Annotated in this window: 17 protein-coding genes; 9 read left to right on the top strand and 8 right to left on the bottom strand. The window is 64.6% G+C overall.

Going from position 1 to position 19,010, the window contains the following annotated elements; genetic code table 11:
* Positions 1 to 3: 3 nt before the first annotated feature.
* The 7 genes from aroQ to CKO35_RS05810 all read right to left on the bottom strand — a co-directional run bounded on the left by aroQ (position 4) and on the right by CKO35_RS05810 (position 6,169).
* Positions 4 to 447 carry a type II 3-dehydroquinate dehydratase gene (aroQ, locus tag CKO35_RS05840; RefSeq protein ID WP_200173551.1) on the bottom strand — a complete coding sequence of 148 codons (444 nt, stop codon included), beginning with the start codon at positions 445 to 447 and terminating at the stop codon, positions 4 to 6.
* 280 nt (positions 448 to 727) lie between these two features.
* Complete coding sequence (locus tag CKO35_RS05835; protein WP_200173549.1) at positions 728 to 1,297, bottom strand: TlpA family protein disulfide reductase; 570 nt, start codon at positions 1,295 to 1,297, stop codon at positions 728 to 730.
* A gap of 2 nt (positions 1,298 to 1,299) precedes the next feature.
* Complete coding sequence (locus tag CKO35_RS05830; protein WP_200173548.1) at positions 1,300 to 3,105, bottom strand: protein-disulfide reductase DsbD; 1,806 nt, start codon at positions 3,103 to 3,105, stop codon at positions 1,300 to 1,302.
* Positions 3,102 to 3,422, bottom strand: a complete 321-nt coding sequence (cutA, locus tag CKO35_RS05825; RefSeq protein ID WP_200173546.1) for a divalent-cation tolerance protein CutA — start codon at positions 3,420 to 3,422, stop codon at positions 3,102 to 3,104. The genes CKO35_RS05830 and cutA overlap by 4 nt, the downstream gene beginning before the upstream one ends.
* An 82-nt stretch (positions 3,423 to 3,504) precedes the next feature.
* Positions 3,505 to 4,284, bottom strand: a complete 780-nt coding sequence (locus CKO35_RS05820) for an efflux RND transporter periplasmic adaptor subunit (protein WP_200173544.1) — start codon at positions 4,282 to 4,284, stop codon at positions 3,505 to 3,507.
* Positions 4,284 to 5,609, bottom strand: coding sequence for a TolC family protein (locus CKO35_RS05815; RefSeq protein WP_200173542.1), 1,326 nt, complete (start codon positions 5,607 to 5,609; stop codon positions 4,284 to 4,286). The genes CKO35_RS05820 and CKO35_RS05815 overlap by 1 nt, the downstream gene beginning before the upstream one ends.
* Positions 5,606 to 6,169, bottom strand: coding sequence for a thioredoxin family protein (locus CKO35_RS05810; RefSeq protein WP_200173541.1), 564 nt, complete (start codon positions 6,167 to 6,169; stop codon positions 5,606 to 5,608). The genes CKO35_RS05815 and CKO35_RS05810 overlap by 4 nt, the downstream gene beginning before the upstream one ends.
* A 212-nt stretch (positions 6,170 to 6,381) precedes the next feature.
* Here CKO35_RS05810 and CKO35_RS05805 point away from each other — a divergent pair, with 212 nt between their 5' ends.
* From CKO35_RS05805 to CKO35_RS05780, 6 genes are all read left to right on the top strand, one after another.
* Entirely contained in the window at positions 6,382 to 6,897 is a 516-nt protein-coding gene (locus CKO35_RS05805) for an FxsA family protein (protein WP_200173539.1), read from the top strand.
* Positions 6,898 to 7,022: 125 nt separating this feature from the next.
* On the top strand, positions 7,023 to 7,313 hold the full coding sequence (gene groES, locus CKO35_RS05800; RefSeq protein WP_008931806.1) for a co-chaperone GroES: 291 nt from the start codon (positions 7,023 to 7,025) through the stop codon (positions 7,311 to 7,313).
* A gap of 48 nt (positions 7,314 to 7,361) precedes the next feature.
* On the top strand, positions 7,362 to 9,002 hold the full coding sequence (groL, locus tag CKO35_RS05795; RefSeq protein WP_200173537.1) for a chaperonin GroEL: 1,641 nt from the start codon (positions 7,362 to 7,364) through the stop codon (positions 9,000 to 9,002).
* A gap of 146 nt (positions 9,003 to 9,148) precedes the next feature.
* The gene (locus tag CKO35_RS05790; protein WP_200173536.1) at positions 9,149 to 9,787 is read left to right on the top strand and encodes an OmpA family protein; all 639 of its coding nucleotides are present in this window, start codon (positions 9,149 to 9,151) and stop codon (positions 9,785 to 9,787) included.
* A 130-nt stretch (positions 9,788 to 9,917) separates the two neighbouring features.
* Positions 9,918 to 12,392, top strand: coding sequence for a heavy metal translocating P-type ATPase (locus CKO35_RS05785; protein ID WP_200173534.1), 2,475 nt, complete (start codon positions 9,918 to 9,920; stop codon positions 12,390 to 12,392).
* Positions 12,393 to 12,759: 367 nt separating this feature from the next.
* Positions 12,760 to 14,478, top strand: a complete 1,719-nt coding sequence (locus tag CKO35_RS05780) for a potassium/proton antiporter (protein ID WP_200173532.1) — start codon at positions 12,760 to 12,762, stop codon at positions 14,476 to 14,478.
* A 9-nt stretch (positions 14,479 to 14,487) separates the two neighbouring features.
* Here the strand turns inward: CKO35_RS05780 and rep are convergent, their stop codons facing one another.
* Positions 14,488 to 16,488, bottom strand: a complete 2,001-nt coding sequence (gene rep / locus CKO35_RS05775; RefSeq protein WP_200173530.1) for a DNA helicase Rep — start codon at positions 16,486 to 16,488, stop codon at positions 14,488 to 14,490.
* Positions 16,489 to 16,557: 69 nt separating this feature from the next.
* Here rep and ampD point away from each other — a divergent pair, with 69 nt between their 5' ends.
* The 3 genes from ampD to CKO35_RS05760 all read left to right on the top strand — a co-directional run bounded on the left by ampD (position 16,558) and on the right by CKO35_RS05760 (position 18,946).
* A complete protein-coding gene (ampD, locus tag CKO35_RS05770; RefSeq protein WP_200173528.1) occupies positions 16,558 to 17,106 on the top strand; it encodes a 1,6-anhydro-N-acetylmuramyl-L-alanine amidase AmpD in 549 nt (182 codons plus the stop codon).
* Positions 17,107 to 17,404: 298 nt separating this feature from the next.
* Entirely contained in the window at positions 17,405 to 18,280 is an 876-nt protein-coding gene (ampE, locus tag CKO35_RS05765; RefSeq protein WP_200173527.1) for a regulatory signaling modulator protein AmpE, read from the top strand.
* A 66-nt stretch (positions 18,281 to 18,346) separates the two neighbouring features.
* Positions 18,347 to 18,946 (top strand): histidine phosphatase family protein, encoded by a 600-nt coding sequence (locus tag CKO35_RS05760; protein ID WP_200173613.1) that lies wholly within the window; start codon positions 18,347 to 18,349, stop codon positions 18,944 to 18,946.
* Positions 18,947 to 19,010: the final 64 nt, after the last annotated feature.

Genomic DNA, 19,010 nt, shown 5'->3' with positions numbered 1-19,010 from the left:
GTCTCAGCTTCGGTTGGTCAGTTGCATGGCGGCCTGCAGCGCCAGCGCATACCCGTGGGGGCCCAGGCCGATGATCACACCGGCGGCCACGTCGGACAGGTAGGAGTGGTGGCGGAAGGACTCGCGGGCAAAGGTGTTGGAAAGATGCACTTCAATGAACGGTATGGCCACGCCCAGCAGGGCGTCGCGCAGGGCGATGCTGGTATGGGTGTAGGCGCCCGGATTGATCAGGATGCCGTCCACGCCTTCGTGACGGGCGGCGTGGATACGGTCGATCAGGGCGTGTTCCGCGTTGGACTGGAAGGCGTCCAGGTCATGGCCGGCCTGTCGGGCCTGTTCGGTCAGGGCCTGGACGATGTCATCCAGGGTCTTGCTGCCGTATACGCCCGGCTCGCGGGTGCCGAGCAGGTTCAGGTTGGGACCGTTGAGCAGCAGGAACTTGGCCATGGGCTTCACAACATCGCGAGGACTGGAAAATGCCGGGCCTTGCGGGGTGAAAGCCGCGGTCAGACGCAGGAAAGATGAATACCCCCAAGGTGCAGGGGATTGTGCCTCATGGTTGGGGTGGTGTCCAGAGGATATGCCGGATCATGGGGTTTTTGCCGAAGTTTCCGGCATGTTCTAATAATTTTCCGAGAGGTTTTGCGGGGCTCGTTCGGGTTGTGGCGGTTTTTCGTGTGTCGTGGGAGCCGGCTTGTCGGCGAATTACCGCGCTGGGGGGGCGCCGTTACAGCAGCGGCTGCAGTTCCCGCTCCAGCGTCGCCCGCGTCAGCTCACCCGCATGGATATACCGGATTCGACCCTCCCGGTCCAGCAGCACGCTGTAGGGCAGGCTGCCGAAGCGGTTACCGTAGCGGCGCGCCACTTCCATGGCGGTGTCCTCGCCGATGAGCACCGGGAAATTCACCATGTAGGTGTCCATGAAGTCACGGACCGCCTGATGTTCGTCGATGGCCACCGCCACGATGGTGAAGCCGGCGGCCTCATGTGCTTCCTGCATTTCCACGAAGGTGGGCATCTCCTTGCGGCAGGGGGGGCACCAGGTGGCCCAGAAGTTGACCAGCACTACCTGGTTGTCCCATTCGGAGATGGTGCGCTCCCGGCCCTGCATGTCGGGCAGGATGAAGTCGGGGCGTTGCTGGCCCAGCATCCCGGACCCGGTGAGCGCGCTGTCTGCCTGCTTGCCGGAGGAGAACAGGCTGAAACCGAAACTGGCCGCGGTGCCGGAAATCAGGGCGAGCGCCAGCAGGATCGGCAGCAGGTAACGGCGCGAAGGACCGGATTGTGGTGATGACATGCTCAGGATCTCCCCAGGGCACGTTGCAGATGGTCGGTGAACTGACGGGCGTTCATGTAGCCTACCACCCGTTCATGGGCCAGCTCCTGTCCCTGTCCGTCATAGAAGACCAGGGCCGGTGGGCCGAACAGATTGAAGGCCCGCATCAGCGCCCGGTGATCGCCGGTGTTGGCGGTGACGTCGGCCTTGAGCAGACGGACCCCGGACAGGGCCAGGGCCACGTCGCCGTCCTGGAAGGTGGTGCGCTTCATGCGCACGCAGTCCACGCACCAGTCGGCATAGAAGTCCAGCATCACCGGCTGACCCAGCTCCCGGGCCTGGGCCAGCTCCCGTTCCAGGTCCGCCAGGCTGTCCACCGGGCGAAACGGCAGTTCGGCCTGGACCGCTGCCGAGGTGCCGGTGGTGATGCCGCTCAAGGGCCGCAGCACGTCCCGGCCGCCGGAGGCGGCACCGATCATCACCAGGATCCCGTAGATCAGGATCACCAGACCCAGCCCCTTCCACAGCACCCGCCAGCCGCCGGTGTTCTCCGGCAGGGACTTCACCGCGCCCATGTAGACGGCGGAGACGATGAGCAGGGTGGCCCACAGGAACAGGGTGACCTGGGCGGGCACCACCCGTTCCAGCAGCCAGATGCCCATGGCCAGCAGCAGCACGCCGAACACGGCCTTGACGGTATCCATCCAGGCTCCGGCCCGGGGCAGCAGCTTGCCGGCGGAGGTGCCGATGACGAGCAGGGGCAGGCCCATGCCCATGCTCAGGGAGAACAGGGCAAGGCCGCCGAGTACCGCATCGCCGGTCTGGCTGATGTAGAGCAGGGCGCCCACCAGGGGCGCGGTGACGCAGGGACCGACGATCAGGGCCGACAGAAAGCCCATGATGGCGGCGCCGATGAGGGTGCCGCCCTGCTGCTTGCCGGACAGGGCGGACAGCCGGGTCTGGATGCCGGAGGGCATCTGCAGGTCATAAAAGCCGAACATGGCCATGGCCAGGGCGATGAACACGGCCACGAAGCCGCCGATGATCCAGGGGTTCTGGAAGGCCGCCTGCAGGTTGGCCCCCGCCAGGCCGGCGAACACCCCGGCCACGGTATAGGTCAGCGCCATGGCCAGGACGAAGACCAGGGAGATGAAGAAGGCCTTGCGGGTGGTGAGATCCTTCTGGCCCACGATGATGTTGGACAGGATCGGGATCATGGGCAGTACGCAGGGGGTGAAGGTCAGCAACAGGCCGAAACCGAAGAACACCAGGGCCACCAGCCAGATGCGCCCGTCCGCCAGCTGGGCGGCGATACGGTCCTGTTCCGTCACCGGTGTGCCGCCCGCCGCGGGCCGGGGTTCCAGGGCCTGGGGGCCGCGGATGTCGGTGAGATCCAGGCTGACGGTCTGGAAATGGGGGGGGTAGCACACCCCGATGTCGGCACAGCCCTGGGAGCGGGCCTTGAGGGTCAGGGTGTCGGGGGCATCCTCGCCGCGCAGCAGGGGAATGTGGACGCGGATGTCATGACGGTAGGTTTCCACCTGGCCGAAGAATTCATCTTCCTTGATGACGCCGGCGGGCCGGCGGGGTTCGCCCAGTTCGATGCCCTCGGTCTGCGACTCGAACCGGAACTGGGCACCGTAAAGATAGTAGCCCTCGGCAATGCGCCAGCGGGCCACCGCCGTGTTCCCGTCCTCCAGGTAGGCATCGAAGGCGAAAGCCTTGTCCGGGGGCAGGAGTTCGTCTCCCATGCCGAACTGGGCCAGGGCGGGGAGGGCGGGCAGCAGCAGTGCCAGAAGCAGCAGGAATCGCAGTGAGCGTCGCATCATGAGTCGGTGTTGTCGTCTATCCAGCGCAGGTAGCCTTCCAGGCCATGGGTGATTGGAACCGCGATGATTTCCGGAAGTTCATAGGGATGCAGGGCCTGAAGGGTCCTCTGCAGGGTGTCGAAGCAGTCGGCCCGGGACTTGATGAGCAGGACATGTTCCGCGTCTTCCTGCACTTCGTCTTCCCAGACATAGACGGAGGTGGCCGCGGGCAGGATGCTGACGCAGGCCGCCAGGCGGCGCCTGACCAGTTCCCCGGCAATCTCGCGGGCATGGACGGGGTCCTTGAGGGTGGTGAGGATCAGCAGCTTGTCGCTCATGGGGTAGCCCTTTTCAGATCGGAAAAATGTTCGGATCAGAAGATGCGTCGGTTCTCCCTTCTTCCCCGATCCCCGCACATCATCAGGGCAAGACCACCACCGCCGTCAACCCGGCCCGCAGCCCGAGCGCCTCCGGCGGTGAAAATACCACCTCCAGCCGGAAGCGGGGCAGGGATTCGTCCACCGGTTCCAGCCCCAGCCCCTGCACCCGTCCGGCAAGGCGTCGATCTCCCACGCGCACCTCTACCTTGGTGCCGGGCGAAAGCCTGTCGAGCACGGCGGCCTCCACGTCCGCCACCGCCAGCATGGGCCCGTCCGCCGCCAGGGTCAGCAGCGGCTGTACCCGCAGGGCATTGTGTATCACCTGTCCGGGGGCGACATGGCGGGCGATCACCCGGGCGTCCATGGGGGCGGTCACCCGGGCATGTTCCAGGTCCAGCCGCACCCGGGTCAGGGCCGCCTGCGCCGCCTGATGTTCCGCCTCGGCCATGCGCCGGGCGATCTCGGCCAGAGCCAGTTCCCGCTCGGCGATGAGGGTGCGGTCGTACATCTCACGGCTTCGATCATGCTCCCGGCGGGCCTCGTCCCGGGCCAGTCGCAGACGGTGTTCCTGGGCGCCGGCCTGTTGTTCCTCCGCCTGCAGGGCACGGGTGTCCATCTCTATCAGGGGTTGGCCCCGGCGTACCCGGTCTCCCGGGTTTACCAGCACCCGGGTGATGGTGCCGGAGAGGGGGGTGCCCAGTTCCAGGCGGTCGGCCCAGGCCAGCCGGGCGGGGATCTCCTCGGCCTGGAGTGCCGGTGCCGTGGCCGTCAGCACCAGCAGGAGCAGGATGGCCGGGCCGGGGCGAGTCCTGGAACGCATCACGAATCCTCCTCCCGCACGGTCGCGGGTGAAAACGGCTCCGGTGCCAGTGGGTCTGCCGTGGCCTGCCCGGTCAGGAGGGCCAGGCGAGCCCAGGCCAGGGCGAGCTGGAACTCCGTGCTGGCGGTAAACAGCATGGCCTCCGATTGCCAGGTCATGGCATCGCCCAGGTCCGTGGCCACTTCCATTTCATAGAGGCTGCGGCTGCGATCCAGATACAGGTCGCGGTAATCCGCCTGCACCCGGGCCTGTTCCCGCTGGATCCCGAGGCGCTGGATCTCCAGCCAGGTCTCCAGCATCGCCTGGCGCAGGGACAGGTCGAAATCCCGCAGGCGGGCGCGGGCCTCGTGCAGGCCGGCCTGTTCCCGGGCTGTGCGGGCGTCCACCCGGCCCCCGTCGTAGAGGGGGATGTCCAGTACCAGCCCCAGGGCGAGGGGATTGCGGTCGCCGCCGAACTCCCGCTGCCACCAGGCGGCCTGGGCCTCGGCGCTCAGGGTGGGCCTGCGCTCTGCCCGCTGTGCGCCCACCCGGGCCGTGGCCGCCTCCACGGCCAACTGCAGGGACCGGCGTCGGGGGTTGTGGTCCCGGGCCAATGTCCAGAGGGTGTCCACATCGGGCAACGCCCGGTCATTGCCTGTCAGGGCCGGTGTGCGCAGACGTCCGGGCACCTGGTCCGGCCGTCCCAGCAGGGCCGCCAGACGCTGGCGGGTGATGCGCGTCTGCTGCTGGCTGGCCAGCCGCTGCAGGCGTGCCGTCTGGTAATGGCTTTCCTGGGCCATCAGGGTGATATCGGAGACCTGTCCCAGCCCGTGGCGTTCCCGCAGGCGGTTGAGTTCGACAAAGGCCACCGCCATGGCCTCGTTGTCCCGGGTGTAGGTCAGGTCCGCCAGCAGCACTTCAAAGAAGCCCTGCATGATCCGCAGGCGGTGCTCGGCCAGAACATGATCCTGTTCCCAGGTTCCGGACTGCACGGCGGATTCCGCCGCGGCCAGGTGATGCCGGGTGCGGCCAAAATCATGGAGGGTCTTGCGGGCGTGCAGGATGGCCCGGGAGTCGTCATGGTCCTGCATCGGCGCCAGGTCATTGGGCTCCACCCAGCGGGGGTTGAGTTGCAGGCCCAGTTCCAGGTCGTTGCGGCTGTTTGCCAGCCGCCTTTCGGCCAGGGCGGTGTCCAGCCCTGCGCGGGCCAGGACCAGGCGGGGGTGTGCCGGATCGGCCAGGGCCAGTGCCGCTTCCAGGGTCAGGGGTGAGGGCAGGGGGACGTCGGCTCCGGCCGGGCCGGAGAGGCACAGGGCGATCAGCAGGGGCAGGATGCGTCGGCTCATGACCCCCGCGCCTGCTCCTGGCGTTCGCGCCGGTAACGGCTGAAGGGCTGTTCCCGATAATGGCCCTCGACCACGTATTCGCCGAACCAGATAAATTCCTCGGTCCCAGAGGTGGGGCCGGTCAGGCGGGCGATGGGCCTGCCGTCGAGGTCGAAGAACTGGAATACCGGCGTGGCCCGGACCCGGTTCTCCTGAAACGCCCATTCGCTCTGGGTGGTGGGGTTGCCCTGGAAGTCGGTGATCTCGATGGCGCCTTCCACGTCCACGGCAAAGGCGGCGAAGTGCTCGCGGTAGAAGTCCTGGACCTCGGGCTGGTTGAGGACGGTGTCCTTCATGCGGTGGCAGAAGGGGCACTCGTCCATCTCGAAGAAGATCAGTACCGCCTTCTTGCCCGCCTCCCGGGCGGTGTCCAGCTCTTCCTGGAAATCGCCGAAGGTGAACTGGAAGAAGTGCTCGTAAGGGTCCCGTTCCATGCCGTGGACGGACAGGCTCCACAGCAGGATCAGCAGGCACAGGCCCGTGCCGAACCGACGCCCTGGCAGTGATCCGTTAACGCGCATGACTGGCCTCCAGGCTTTATATTTCCAATCGAAATAAGTCAATAACTGTGTTTTACCCAATCCCGGGGGTGACTGGCAAGTGGATGTTTTCGGATTGAGATCCCGAAAAACGGGAACGGTATGCCTTGAATTCATGGGGGCAGGCCGCCAAAGTGACCTTTCTACCTGTCGGTGTATCCGACGCTCATCCACCATTTGCGGATATCGCCATCATGCCTGTCTTCCCCATCCTGTTATTGCTGTTCTTCACCATCCCCCTGATCGAGATCTTCGTGCTCATCAAGGTGGGGGGGATCATCGGTGTCTGGCCCACCGTCGGTCTGGTCATCCTCACCGCCGTGATCGGCGCCTACCTGCTCAAGCAGCAGGGGATTGCCACCCTGACCCGGGTCCAGCGCAGCATGGATCAGGGGCAGTTGCCGGCCCGGGAACTGGTGGAGGGCTTCTTCCTGGTCATCGGCGGTGCCCTGTTGCTGACGCCCGGCTTCTTCACCGATGCCATCGGCTTTGCCTGCCTGCTCCCGTTCACCCGCCGATTGCTGGCGGCATGGATGATCCGGCGCGGGGTCTTCGCCGCCCAGGCCCATGTGCACGCCCAGTATCAGGCCCAGGGCCGGCAGCCGCCGGAGCAGGGTGGCCGTGGACGCACCATCGAAGGGGAATGGGAGCGGGAAGAGCCGGTTCGCCCGGAGGTGGAGTCCCCGGAGCGTAACCGGGACCGGGAGTAGTCACCCTCTCCCCCTTGACATCCGGAAGTCCGCCCCTATTATTGGCACTCACCAAGGGGGAGTGCTAACAGCCCCTGGGATCAGACACAGTCAATCCAAAACCTGCTTCTAAGGAGTCAAGGCCCATGAATATCCGTCCGTTGCATGATCGGGTGATCATCAAGCGCATGGAAGAAGAGCGCACCAGCCCCGGCGGGATCGTGATCCCCGACAGCGCCACCGAGAAGCCGATCCGCGGCGAAGTGGTTGCCGTGGGCAAGGGCAAGAGCCTGGACAATGGTGATGTGCGCCCGCTGGACCTGAAGGTGGGTGACAAGGTGCTGTTCGGCAAGTACTCCGGCACCGAGGTCAAGGTGGACGGTCAGGAACTCCTCGTGATGCGCGAGGAAGACGTGATGGCCGTCATCGAAGGCTGATCCAGCCCTGCTCCCCACACAGAATACATTTTAGAGGATGAGACAAGTATGAGCGCGAAAGAAGTCCGCTTCGGTGATGACGCCCGTGCCCGCATGGTCAAGGGCGTGAACGTCCTGGCCAACGCAGTGAAGGTCACCCTGGGTCCCAAGGGCCGCAACGTGGTGCTGGAAAAGTCCTTCGGTGCCCCCACCGTGACCAAGGACGGCGTGTCCGTGGCCAAGGAGATCGAACTGGAAGACAAGTTCGAGAACATGGGCGCCCAGATGGTGAAGGAAGTCTCCTCCCAGACTTCCGACGTGGCCGGTGACGGCACCACCACCGCCACCGTGCTGGCCCAGGCCATCGTCCGCGAAGGCATGAAGGCCGTCACCGCCGGCATGAATCCGATGGACCTCAAGCGCGGTATCGACAAGGCCGTGACCGCCGCCGTGGCCGAACTGGCCAACCTGTCCAAGCCCTGCACCGACAGCAAGGCCATTGCCCAAGTGGGCACCATCTCCGCCAACTCCGACGAGTCCGTGGGCGAGATCATCGCCAGTGCGATGGAGAAGGTGGGCAAGGAAGGCGTGATCACCGTGGAGGAAGGTTCCTCCCTGGAAAACGCCCTGGAAGTGGTGGAAGGCATGCAGTTCGACCGCGGCTACCTGTCCCCCTACTTCGTCAACAACCAGCAGAACATGAGCGCCGAGCTGGATGACTGCTTCGTGCTGCTGTACGACAAGAAGATATCCAACATCCGCGACCTGCTGCCCGTGCTGGAAGGCGTGGCCAAGTCCGGCAAGCCCCTGCTGATCATTGCCGAGGACATCGAAGGCGAAGCGCTGGCCACCCTGGTGGTCAACTCCATCCGCGGCATCGTCAAGGTGGCCGCCGTCAAGGCCCCCGGCTTCGGTGATCGTCGCAAGGCCATGCTGCAGGATATCGCCATCCTCACCGGCGGCCAGGTCATCTCCGAAGAAGTGGGCCTGTCCCTGGAGAAGGCCAGCATCGATGACCTGGGCATGGCCAAGCGCATCGTGGTCACCAAGGAAAACACCACCATCATCGATGGCGCTGGCAAGCACGACGAGATCAAGGCCCGCGTGGAGCAGATTCGTGCCCAGATCGAAGACGCCACCTCCGACTACGACAAGGAAAAGCTGCAGGAGCGCGTGGCCAAGCTGGCCGGCGGCGTGGCAGTGATCAAGGTGGGTGCCGCCACCGAAGTGGAAATGAAAGAGAAGAAGGCCCGCGTGGAAGACGCCCTGCATGCCACCCGTGCCGCGGTGGAAGAAGGCGTGGTCCCCGGCGGTGGCGTGGCCCTGATCCGTGCCCTGGAAGGCATGGGCGAGGTCAAGGGCATCAACCATGATCAGGACGTGGGCATCTCCATTGCCAGACGCGCCATGGAAGAGCCCCTGCGCCAGATCGTGGCCAACTGCGGCGAAGAGCCGGCGGTGGTCATGAACCGGGTGCGCGAGCTCAAGGGTAACCAGGGCTACAACGCCGCCACCGGTGAGTTCGGCGACATGATCGAGATGGGCATCCTGGACCCCACCAAGGTGACCCGTACCGCGCTGCAGAACGCCGCTTCCGTGGCTGGTCTGATCATCACCACCGAAGCCATGGTGGCCGAGCTGCCCAAGAAGAACGAGCCCGCCATGCCGGGCGGCGACATGGGCGGCATGGGCGGCATGGGCATGATGTAAGCCCTGCAACCCGAAAGGTCGCAGTGAATGCCGTCTTTTCATGACGGCAGGCAAAGCCCCGCCCCGTGCGGGGCTTTGTGTTTGGAGTTAGTATTGCGCTTGTGGCAGTGCCACATTATCCGACCTATTTCAGGAGAGCATACGACATGCGTAAGACAACTTTCGCCGGCACTTTGGCTCTGGCCTCGTCCCTGCTGGTGGCCGGGACACCGGTGGTCCTTGCGGACACTGGCTATGCTTCGGACCCCCGTGGTGCCGTGGTGCGTGATGGTTCCGGTGACTGTGTGCGTACGCCCCGCTGGTTGATGGATCGCGCCATCGAAGGTTGTGCCGGTTATGTGGCCTCCGCGCCGGAGCCGCGTGCCGAGCGTGCTCCGCCGCCTGCCCCTGCAGTGCCGGCCCCGGCGCCGGAGCCTGTCTATGAAACCATCACCCTGGGTTCCGAGGTTCTCTTTGCCATCGGCAGCCATCAGCTCAATCCGGCCGCCGCCACTGAACTGAACCGGGTGGCCGACCGGATTCGTCAGGCAGGCTCCCGCCTGGAGCGGGTGGTGATCAGTGGTCACACCGACAATACCGGCTCCCGGGCATTGAACGAACGCCTGTCCAAGGATCGTGCCGAGTCCGTGAAGCGTTTCATGGTGGAGCGCGGCATCCCGGCTCGTCTGATGGAAGCCGCCGGTTATGCCTATGACCGTCCGGTGGCCTACAACACCACCCCGGAAGGCCGTGCCGCCAACCGGCGCGTGGAGATCCGCATCGAAGTGACCGAGCGGGTCAATTAAGTCAGAGCGCCTGTAAAAGCCCCTCTCCCCTTGTGGGAGAGGGTTGGGGTGAGGGGAGAACAACCGCGGGAGTTTCCATGGATCCCGCTCAGGCATTAATCTGGACACCGGCCCTTTTTCGGCAAGCCCCATGTCCCGTTCCAGTCATGACCCTTCCCGCACACTGACCCTGCCCATCACCGGCATGGGCTGTGCCGCCTGCGTCACGCGGGTGGAAGATGCCCTGAAACCCCTTCCGGGCGTCGATACCGTCAGCGTCAACCTGGCCACTGAAAAGGCCGTTGTCACCGCCTCTTCCGCGCCCGATGCCGTCGCCCTGGTCCATGCCGTCCGCGAGGCCGGTTATGACGTGGCCGAAGATATCCTGATCCTGGATGTCTCCGGGATGAGCTGCGCAGCCTGCAGCAGTCGGGTGCAGACCCTGCTGGAGCGGACCCCGGGCGTACTGGAGGCCGGGGTCAACCTGGCCACCGGCCAGGCACGGGTGCGCATCCCCGCCGGCACCCTCTCCGCCGCGGACCTGGCCCGGCGCATCACCGAAGCCGGCTACGAGAGCCGGGTCCACGAGGCCGGGCCGGACCGGGAAGACCGGGAGCGGGCGGCACGCAAGCGGGAATTGTCCAGGGTGCGCCAAGCCCTGAGCCTGGCGGCCGTCCTGACCCTGCCGATACTGGTGCTGGACATGGGGGGGCATGTCTTCCCCGCCTTTCATCACATGGTGCACGGGACGCTGGGTACCCAGACCGTGTATCTGCTGTTCTTCCTGCTGGCCACCGGGGTGCAGTTCGGCCCGGGGTTGAGTTTCTATCGCAAGGGCGGCCCGGCCCTGATCCGGGGCGCGCCGGACATGAACTCCCTGGTCATGCTGGGGACCTCCGCCGCCTATGGCTATTCCGTGGTGGCCACTTTCCTGCCCGGGATCCTGCCGGCGGAGTCGGTGCACGTCTACTACGAGGCCTCCGCGGTGATCATCACTTTAGTGCTGTTGGGGCGGTATCTGGAAGCCCGCGCCAAGGGCGCCACGTCTGAGGCCATCCGCACGCTCATGGGCCTGCGTCCCCGCACCGCCCGGGTTTGGCGCGACGGCGACTGGACCGAGGTGGACGTGGATCAGGTCCTGCCCGGTGACCGGGTTCAGGTGCGGCCGGGGGAGCGCATCCCGGTGGACGGGGTGGTGGAGGAAGGCCGGTCCTGGGTGGATGAGTCCATGATCACCGGCGAACCGGTACCGGTGGACAAGCCGGTTGGTGCCGCCCTGGTGGGCGGCACCATCAACGGCCAGGGTGCCATGACCCTGAAGGCGCAGCGGGTGGGTTCGGACACCGTGCTGGCCCAGATCATTCGCATGGTGGAGTCCGCCCAGGCCGCCCGGCTCCCGATCCAGAATCTGGTGGACCAGGTGACCCGGTATTTCGTCCCGGCGGTGATGGGGATCGCCCTGGTCACGTTCCTGGTCTGGTTCTTCTTCGGTCCCGCGCCGGCACTCACCCTGGCCCTGGTGAATGCGGTGGCGGTCCTCATCATCGCCTGCCCCTGCGCCATGGGGCTGGCCACCCCCACCTCGATCATGGTGGGTACCGGAAAGGGGGCGGAGATGGGGGTGCTGTTCCGGGGCGGTGATGCCCTGCAGTCCCTGCGGGATGTCCAGGTGGTGGCCCTGGACAAGACCGGCACCCTGACCCGGGGGCGGCCCGAACTGACCGGGATCACGGTGCTGGAGGACTGGGACGAGGCCCGGGTCCTGACCCTGGCGGCGGCCCTGGAGTCCCGCTCGGAACACCCCCTGGCCCAGGCGGTGGTGCGTGGTGCCCGGGAGCGGGGGCTGACCCTGCCTGAGGTGGAGCGATTCGAGTCCCTGACCGGACGCGGACTTCAGGGCCGGGTGGACGGTCATGCGTTGATCATCGGTTCGCCCCGTTTCCTGGCCGAAGCGGGCGTTGACCTGGGAGACGCCCAGGAAGCCGTGGCAAGGCTGGCGGGGCAGGGGAGTACCCCGGTGCTGGTGGCGGTGGATCACCGACCGGCGGCCCTGCTGGGGATCTCCGACCCGCCCAAGCCGTCGTCGGCCGCGGCCGTGGCCCGTCTCAAGTCACTGGGACTCAAGGTGGTGATGATCACCGGCGACGATGAGCGCACGGCCCGGGCGGTGGCCCGGCAACTGGGCATTGACGAGGTGGTGGCCCAGGTGCTGCCGGAGGGCAAGGTGGACGCGGTGCAGCGTCTGCGGGCCTCCGGGGACAAGGTGGCCTTCGTCGGCGACGGCATCAATGATGCGCCGGCCCTGGCGGCGGCGGACGTGGGGCTGGCCATTGGTTCCGGTACGGACGTGGCCATGGAATCGGCCGGGGTGGTGCTGATGTCCGACGATCTGCGCCAGGTGGCCCATGCCATCGCCCTGTCCCGGGCCACCATCCGCAATATCAAGCAGAACCTGTTCTGGGCCTTTGCCTACAACGCCACCCTGTTGCCGGTGGCGGCCGGCGTGCTCTACCCGTTCTTCGGGCTGTTGCTGTCGCCGGTCTTTGCGGCTGCGGCCATGTCCCTGTCGTCGGTTTCGGTACTGAGCAACGCGTTGCGGCTCAAGCGCTTTAAGCCGGAAGGATAAATTTGCAAAAAACTGTTGACATGAAAATGAGAAGGATTATTATTCAAGTCGTGTGTCGCATTTCTCCTCTTCTCGCACGCTTGGGGCCGGATATCCGGCCCTTTTTTTTGCGCGGGATATCCTTCCCCCACATCGTCACCTCCCTCACATCATCACTTTCTCCACGTCGTCACTCCCGCGAAAGCGGGAGCCCAGGAGTTTCCTGCAGGCTCCCTCTGGATTCCCGCTTTCGCGGGAATGACGTGCCCGTGGGGGGGGGGAGGTGAGTTGCCCGTGCGCTGGGATGACGTGCCTGTGGCAGTAATGGGTCTGCTCAGAACGTTTTTAAACTCATGCCATTTTTTAATAAGGCTGATAAAGTTTATGCATGGATCTCACTAACCAGATCATCTTCTTCGGCAGCCTCATCCTGCTGGGCAGCGTCCTCTCCAGCGTCATCACGCGACGCCTGGGAGTGCCCCTGTTGCTGGTGTTCCTGTTCATCGGGATGCTTCTGGGGGAGCAGGGTCCGGGCGGGATCGAGTTCGAAGACATCCAGATGGCCCACCTGTTCGGCAGCCTGGCCCTGGCCATCATCCTCTTCGACGGCGGCATGCGTACCCCCATCGACAGCTTCCGGGTGGGGTTGCGTCCGGCCCTGGGGCTGGCCACCATCGGTGTGATCATCACCGCCGGCATCACCGGCGCCTTCGCCGCCTGGTGGCTGGAGATCAACTGGATGTTGGGCTTCCTGCTGGGGGCCATCGTCGGCTCCACCGATGCCGCCGCGGTGTTTTCCCTGCTGCATTCCCAGGGCCTGGAACTGAAGCAGCGCGTGGGCTCCACCCTGGAGATCGAGTCCGGCTCCAACGACCCCATGGCCATCTTCCTCACCATCGTGCTCATCGAGCTGCTGGTGGGCGGCCACGGCAACATGGGACTCACCGTGTTGTGGGAGTTCATCCGCCAGATGGGCCTGGGTGCCCTGGTGGGTATCCTTGGCGGCCTGGGGCTGGTCTGGCTCATCAACCGGCTGGAGATCTCCCAGGGCCTCTATCCCCTGGTGGCCCTGGCCGGAGGGCTGTCCATCTTCGGCCTGGCTTCGGTGCTGCAGGGCAGCGGTTTTCTGGCCATCTATCTGGCGGGTCTGGTGGTGGGCAACCGGCCCATGCAGGCCGCCCAGTATGTGAACCGCTTCCATGACGGGATTGCCAGCCTGGCCCAGATCGGCATGTTCCTGATGCTGGGGCTGCTGGTAACCCCCTCTGAGTTGATGCCCGTGGCGGTGGATGCCCTGCTGATCGCCGCCGTACTGATCCTGGTGGCCCGTCCCCTGGCGGTGTGGCTGTGTCTGCTGCCCTTCAACTTTCCCTGGCGGGAGCAGGTCTTCGTCGGCTGGGTGGGCCTGCGGGGGGCCGTGCCCATCATCCTGGCGTTGTTCCCCCTGTTGGCGGGCATCGAGGCGGCGGGGATGCTGTTCAACATCGTCTTCTTTGTGGTCATCATTTCGCTGATGGTCCAGGGCTGGACCATCACACCGGTGGCCCGCTGGCTGCGGCTGGAGGTGCCGCCCACCACCCATGTGGTGCAGCGGGTGGAGCTGGATATCCCCGGTCAGCATGAGTTGGAGCTGGTGGCCTACCGGCTGGCGGAGAACACCCCGGTAGTACGGGAGAAATGGACCAGCTTCACCCTGCCGCGCAGCGTGCGGGTGGTGGCCCATGTCCGCGACAAGGTCATGCTGGAGGCGCTGAACATGCTGGATCTGCGGGCGGGAGATTACCTCTACCTGCTGGCCTCAACGGATGACCTTCCGGTACTGGATCGCCTGTTCGTGGCCAGTACGGCGCCGGAGCGCCTGTCCGAACGCAAGTTCTTCGGTGAGTTCGTGCTCAACGGCTACGCCAAGGTGGAGGATCTGTCCCTGATCTACGGGCTCAAGCTGCCCGCGTCCGCCTCGGGCATGACTCTGGAGGAGTTTATCCTGGATCGCCTGAACACCCAGCCGGTGGTGGGGGACCGGCTGCAGTGCGGTGAGGTGGAGCTGGTGGTGCGGGAGATGGCGGCGAACCGGATTGCCAGGGTGGGCCTGAAGCTCAGCCGCTGACCGATACCCTCAGCCCAGCAGGGATTTGAGGTTATTCAGGTGGGCCTTCCCCGTCAGCCGGACTTCTTCCGGGTCCGGTGGTTTTGCGTCGGGCCATTCCAGGTGTTCCTCGGGCAGTTCCGCCAGGAAGCGGCTGGGTTCGCACTCCACCGTCTCGCCGAAACGGGTGCGTCGGCAGGCATAGGTCAGGGTCAGGGCCTTCCTGGCCCGGGTGATGCCCACATAGGCCAGGCGGCGTTCCTCCTCCAGGGTGTCTTCCTCCAGGCTGACCCGATGGGGCAGCAGTTCCTCCTCCATGCCCACCAGGAAGACGCAGGGAAACTCCAGCCCCTTGGCGGCGTGCAGGGTCATCAGATGCACTCCGTCGGCCTCGGTCTCGCCGCCAGCCCGGTCCAGGATGTCCATCAGGGTCATGTGGGCGACGATTTCCCCGATGTTCTTGCCGTCGCCGGTCCCTTCCTTGGCCAGGCGTCCCATCCAGTCCAGCACTTCCTGCACGTTTTCCATGCGTTTCGAGGCCGCCTTGGGGTTGGCGCTCTGGTCCAGCAGCCAGGTTTCGTAGTTCATCTCCTCCACCAGGCTTTTGGCGACGGCGGCGGGATCGCCGGTGGTCGCGGCCCGGGACTTGTCCTGCAGCCACTGGGCAAAGGCCTGCAGCCGCTCCGCCGCCCGGGCGGACAGGGTCTCCGTCAGGCCGAACTCGAAACAGGCGGTGAACAGGCTGACATGGCGGCGACCGGCATACTCTCCCAGTTTTTCCAGGGTGGCGGCACCGATCTCCCGTCGCGGCACATTGACGATGCGCAGAAAGGCGCTGTCGTCGTCGGGGTTGGCCAGCAGACGCAGGTAGGCCAGGATGTCCTTGACTTCCGCCTTCTCGAAGAAGGACTGGCCGCCGCTGACCTTGTAGGGAATGTTGTTTTCCCGCAGCAGTTTTTCAAATACCCGGGCCTGGTGGTTGCCCCGATAGAGGATGGCGTAGTCCTTGAATTCCAGGCGGTGCTTGAAGCGATGCTTCATGATCTCGGACACCACCCGGGTTGCCTCGTGGTCCGCGTCCTTGCAGGGCAGCACCCGGATGGGATCGCCCTGGCCCAGGCCGCTCCACAGGCGCTTTTCAAACACATGGGGATTATTGGCGATCAGGTGGTTGGCGGTCTGCAGGATGCGGTTGGTGGAGCGGTAGTTCTGCTCCAGCTTGATGATCTTCAGGTGAGGGTAGTCCTGTTGCAGGGCCACCAGATTCTCGGGCCGGGCACCGCGCCAGGAGTAGATGGACTGGTCGTCGTCACCCACCGCGGTGAGTCCCGCGTCCACGTCCACCAGCAGGCGGACCAGACGGTACTGGCAGGTATTGGTATCCTGATACTCGTCCACCAGCAGGTGGCGCAGGCGATGACGCCAGCGCTCGCGCACTTCCGGATTCTCTTCCAGCAGGCGCACGGGCAGCACGATCAGATCATCGAAGTCCACGGCGTTGTAGGCCTTGAGCGCCCGCTGGTAGGCGGCATACAGGCGGGCCTGAGCGGCTTCCAGGTCATCCTCGGCGCGGGACAGGGCCTGTTCCGGGGTGAGCAGGTCGTTCTTCCAGCGGCTGATGCGATGGCGGGCGGATTCGGCCTCCACCCCATCGTCGTCCCGGTGGGTGAGTTGCTTGAGCAGGGACAGGGCGTCGGCGGCGTCAAAGATGGAAAATCCCGCCTTGTAGCCCAGGGTCCTGATCTCCTTGCGAATGAAGTCCAGGCCCAGGGTATGGAAGGTGGAGACCGTCAGGCCCTGGCTTTCCTCCCGGGACAGCAGCTTGCCGGCCCGGGCCTTCATCTCCCGGGCGGCCTTGTTGGTGAAGGTGATGGCGGCGATCCGTTTCGGGGACAGGCCCCGATGACGGATCAGATGAGCGATCTTTTCCGTGATCACCCGGGTCTTGCCGCTGCCGGCACCGGCCAGCACCAGCAAGGGGCCATCCACATACTCGATGGCGGCGCGTTGTTGCGGGTTGAGGGTGTCCATGGCGGCGGGGGTGTGGGGCGGGGCGGCATTTTATCAAATTATCAGGACTTCAAGGTTTTCAGGGCGTTCATGGATATCGACACCACTGGCTGGCTGGACATTGCGACACGGGTGCCTTCCCCCAATCAGGATAAGCGCCCGCCCGGGGTGATGCCGGAAATCATCGTTGTCCACGCCATTAGTCTGCCGCCGGGAGAGTTCGGTGGTCCCTGGATTGATCGGTTGTTCACCAATACCCTGCCGGCGGAGGGGCATCCCTTTTTCGCCGAGATCCAGGGGCTCACGGTTTCCGCCCATGTCCTGATCCGGCGTGATGGTGAAACGGTGCAGTATGTCCCTTTTCTCCAGCGGGCCTGGCATGCGGGGGTGTCCTCTTTCCGGGGCCGGGAACGCTGCAATGATTTTTCCATTGGCATTGAACTGGAAGGCAGTGATGTTCATCCCTTCACTGGCGTCCAGTATGAACGGTTGGCCCAGCTCATCACCGCCTTGAAAAAGACATACCCCGGTCTGGCCAATGCCCCCGTGGTGGGTCATGCAGATATTGCTCCAGGCCGAAAGACTGATCCAGGACCTTGTTTTGAATGGTCCAGGTTGCAAGTATTACTGGGTGCCTGAGTTCCGGACATGGGAAGTTCTGAATGGGCCATTCCCGCGCGAGTGGGGATCCATCGCAGACTGTAAGCCCTGGACTCCCGCTTTCGCGGGAGTGATGGCAGGTGCCGGATGCGGCGGCGGGTGCCGGGTACCGGGTGCGACAACGAGGGTCTCGACCAGAATTTCTCAAAAGTAAATCCAAGCTTTTTGCTTGGTGAAAAACATGTGATTTCGTAGTGAATCCGGCATCGCCGGAACTTGCACATACGATTTTGAGCAACGAAACTTTATTCACCTTTTCAAACCCGGGAAACCCGTCATGTCACTGTTCATCATACTTGTCACGCTGTTTGTAGAACGCTTCACCAGTGCTGTCGAAAACCTTAGAAACTTTAGCTGGCTGGATCGATATACCGCCCTGGTGCGGGAACGCTGCGAGGGCTTCGGTCTTGGCGGCACTCCCACTCTGGTCATCTCCGTGGCCATCCCGCTGGTGGTGCTGGTCATTCTTCTGCAGTTCATTGGCGGGATCCTGGGCGGCCTGGTCGGTGTGCTCATCGCCCTGGCCGTATTGTTGTTCAGTATCGGGCCCCGCAATCTGGGCAAGGAAGTGGACGCCTTCCTGGAGGCCGGCGCCATGAAGGACGAAGAGCGGGAGATGAAACACGCCCGCAACCTGCTGGGGGATCAGGTCCCGGATGATGCCGCCGAACGTGCCCGTGCCGTTCTGCAGAAAATGCTCACCGGCAGCAACAGCAGCCTCTTTGCCGTCCTGTTCTGGTTCGTGGTGCTGGGACCCGTGGGCGCCTTGCTGTATCGCCTGGCCAACCTGATGCGTGCCCCCAAGGGGACAGAGCCGGATGGATTTCAGCAGGCCGCCACCCAGCTCCAGGGATTGCTGGACTGGATTCCCGCCCGCCTGGTGGCCCTGTTCTACGCCCTCACCGGCAGTTTCGACCGGGCCTTCCCGGTTCTGCGCGCCGGTATCCTGGGCAGTTGGGGGAATATGGCCGACGAGAACGAGGCCCTGTTGCGGGACGCCGGTTGCGAGGCCATCCAGCTCAGCGAGGAAGAACTCAAGGAGCCCCTGCAGGCCCGTTCCGCCGTGGAGCGCGCTTCCAGCCTGGTATTCCGTAGCGTGATCGCCTTTGTGGCCATCCTGGCGCTGCTGACCATCGTGGGTGTTTCCGGCTGATTTCCGCCATTGAAACCCCTGCCGGGCCATGCAAGTGGCCCGGCAGGGCAGGGTGTTGTCACAATGATCTGTATTGACTTGTTACGCCATGGCGAGCCCGCGGGCGGTGAACGCTATCGGGGCAGTGGCGTGGATGACCCGCTCAGTGCGTGCGGGTTGGAGCAGATGTGGCAGGCCGTGGGAGGTCGCGGACTGACCTCAGGGCCCTGGGATCAGGTGGTGAGTTCTCCCATGCGCCGCTGTCTGGCGTTTGCAGAGTCCCTGTCTCTGTCCCTGAATCTGCCTCTTACCCAGGTGACGGATCTGCGCGAAGTGGGTTTTGGCAGTTGGGAAGGCCGCACACCGGCAGATATTCGACAGAACAGCCCGGATGAGTTTTTTGCCTTTTTTCGCGATCCCATGAATGCCAGGCCCCTGGGTGCGGAGCCCCTTGAGGCGTTCCGTTCGCGGGTCGATGCCGCGCTCCTTGAGCTGAGCCGGAGCCATGCTGGGGAGCATCTGCTTGTCGTGACCCATGCCGGCGTCATTCGGGCCGCCATCTGTCATGTGCTGGATGTCCCTACCGAGGCCATGTATCGCATCAGGGTCCCCTATGCGGGGATCACGCGTCTGAGGCAGGATGATCGGGGGATGATGCTGGAGTTCGTCAATCGTCCCGGTCTGTGATGATTGCCCTCATCTCCATCGGCGCATGTTAATCTTCCCCCTTTTACATGCCTGCCGGGAGATG

It is taken from the genome of Ectothiorhodospira shaposhnikovii (assembly GCF_016584105.1).
Classification (GTDB): Bacteria; Pseudomonadota; Gammaproteobacteria; order Ectothiorhodospirales; family Ectothiorhodospiraceae; genus Ectothiorhodospira; species Ectothiorhodospira shaposhnikovii.
The sequence above is the reverse complement of the archived record's forward strand: the minus strand, read 5'-3'. Positions and strand labels throughout refer to the sequence as shown.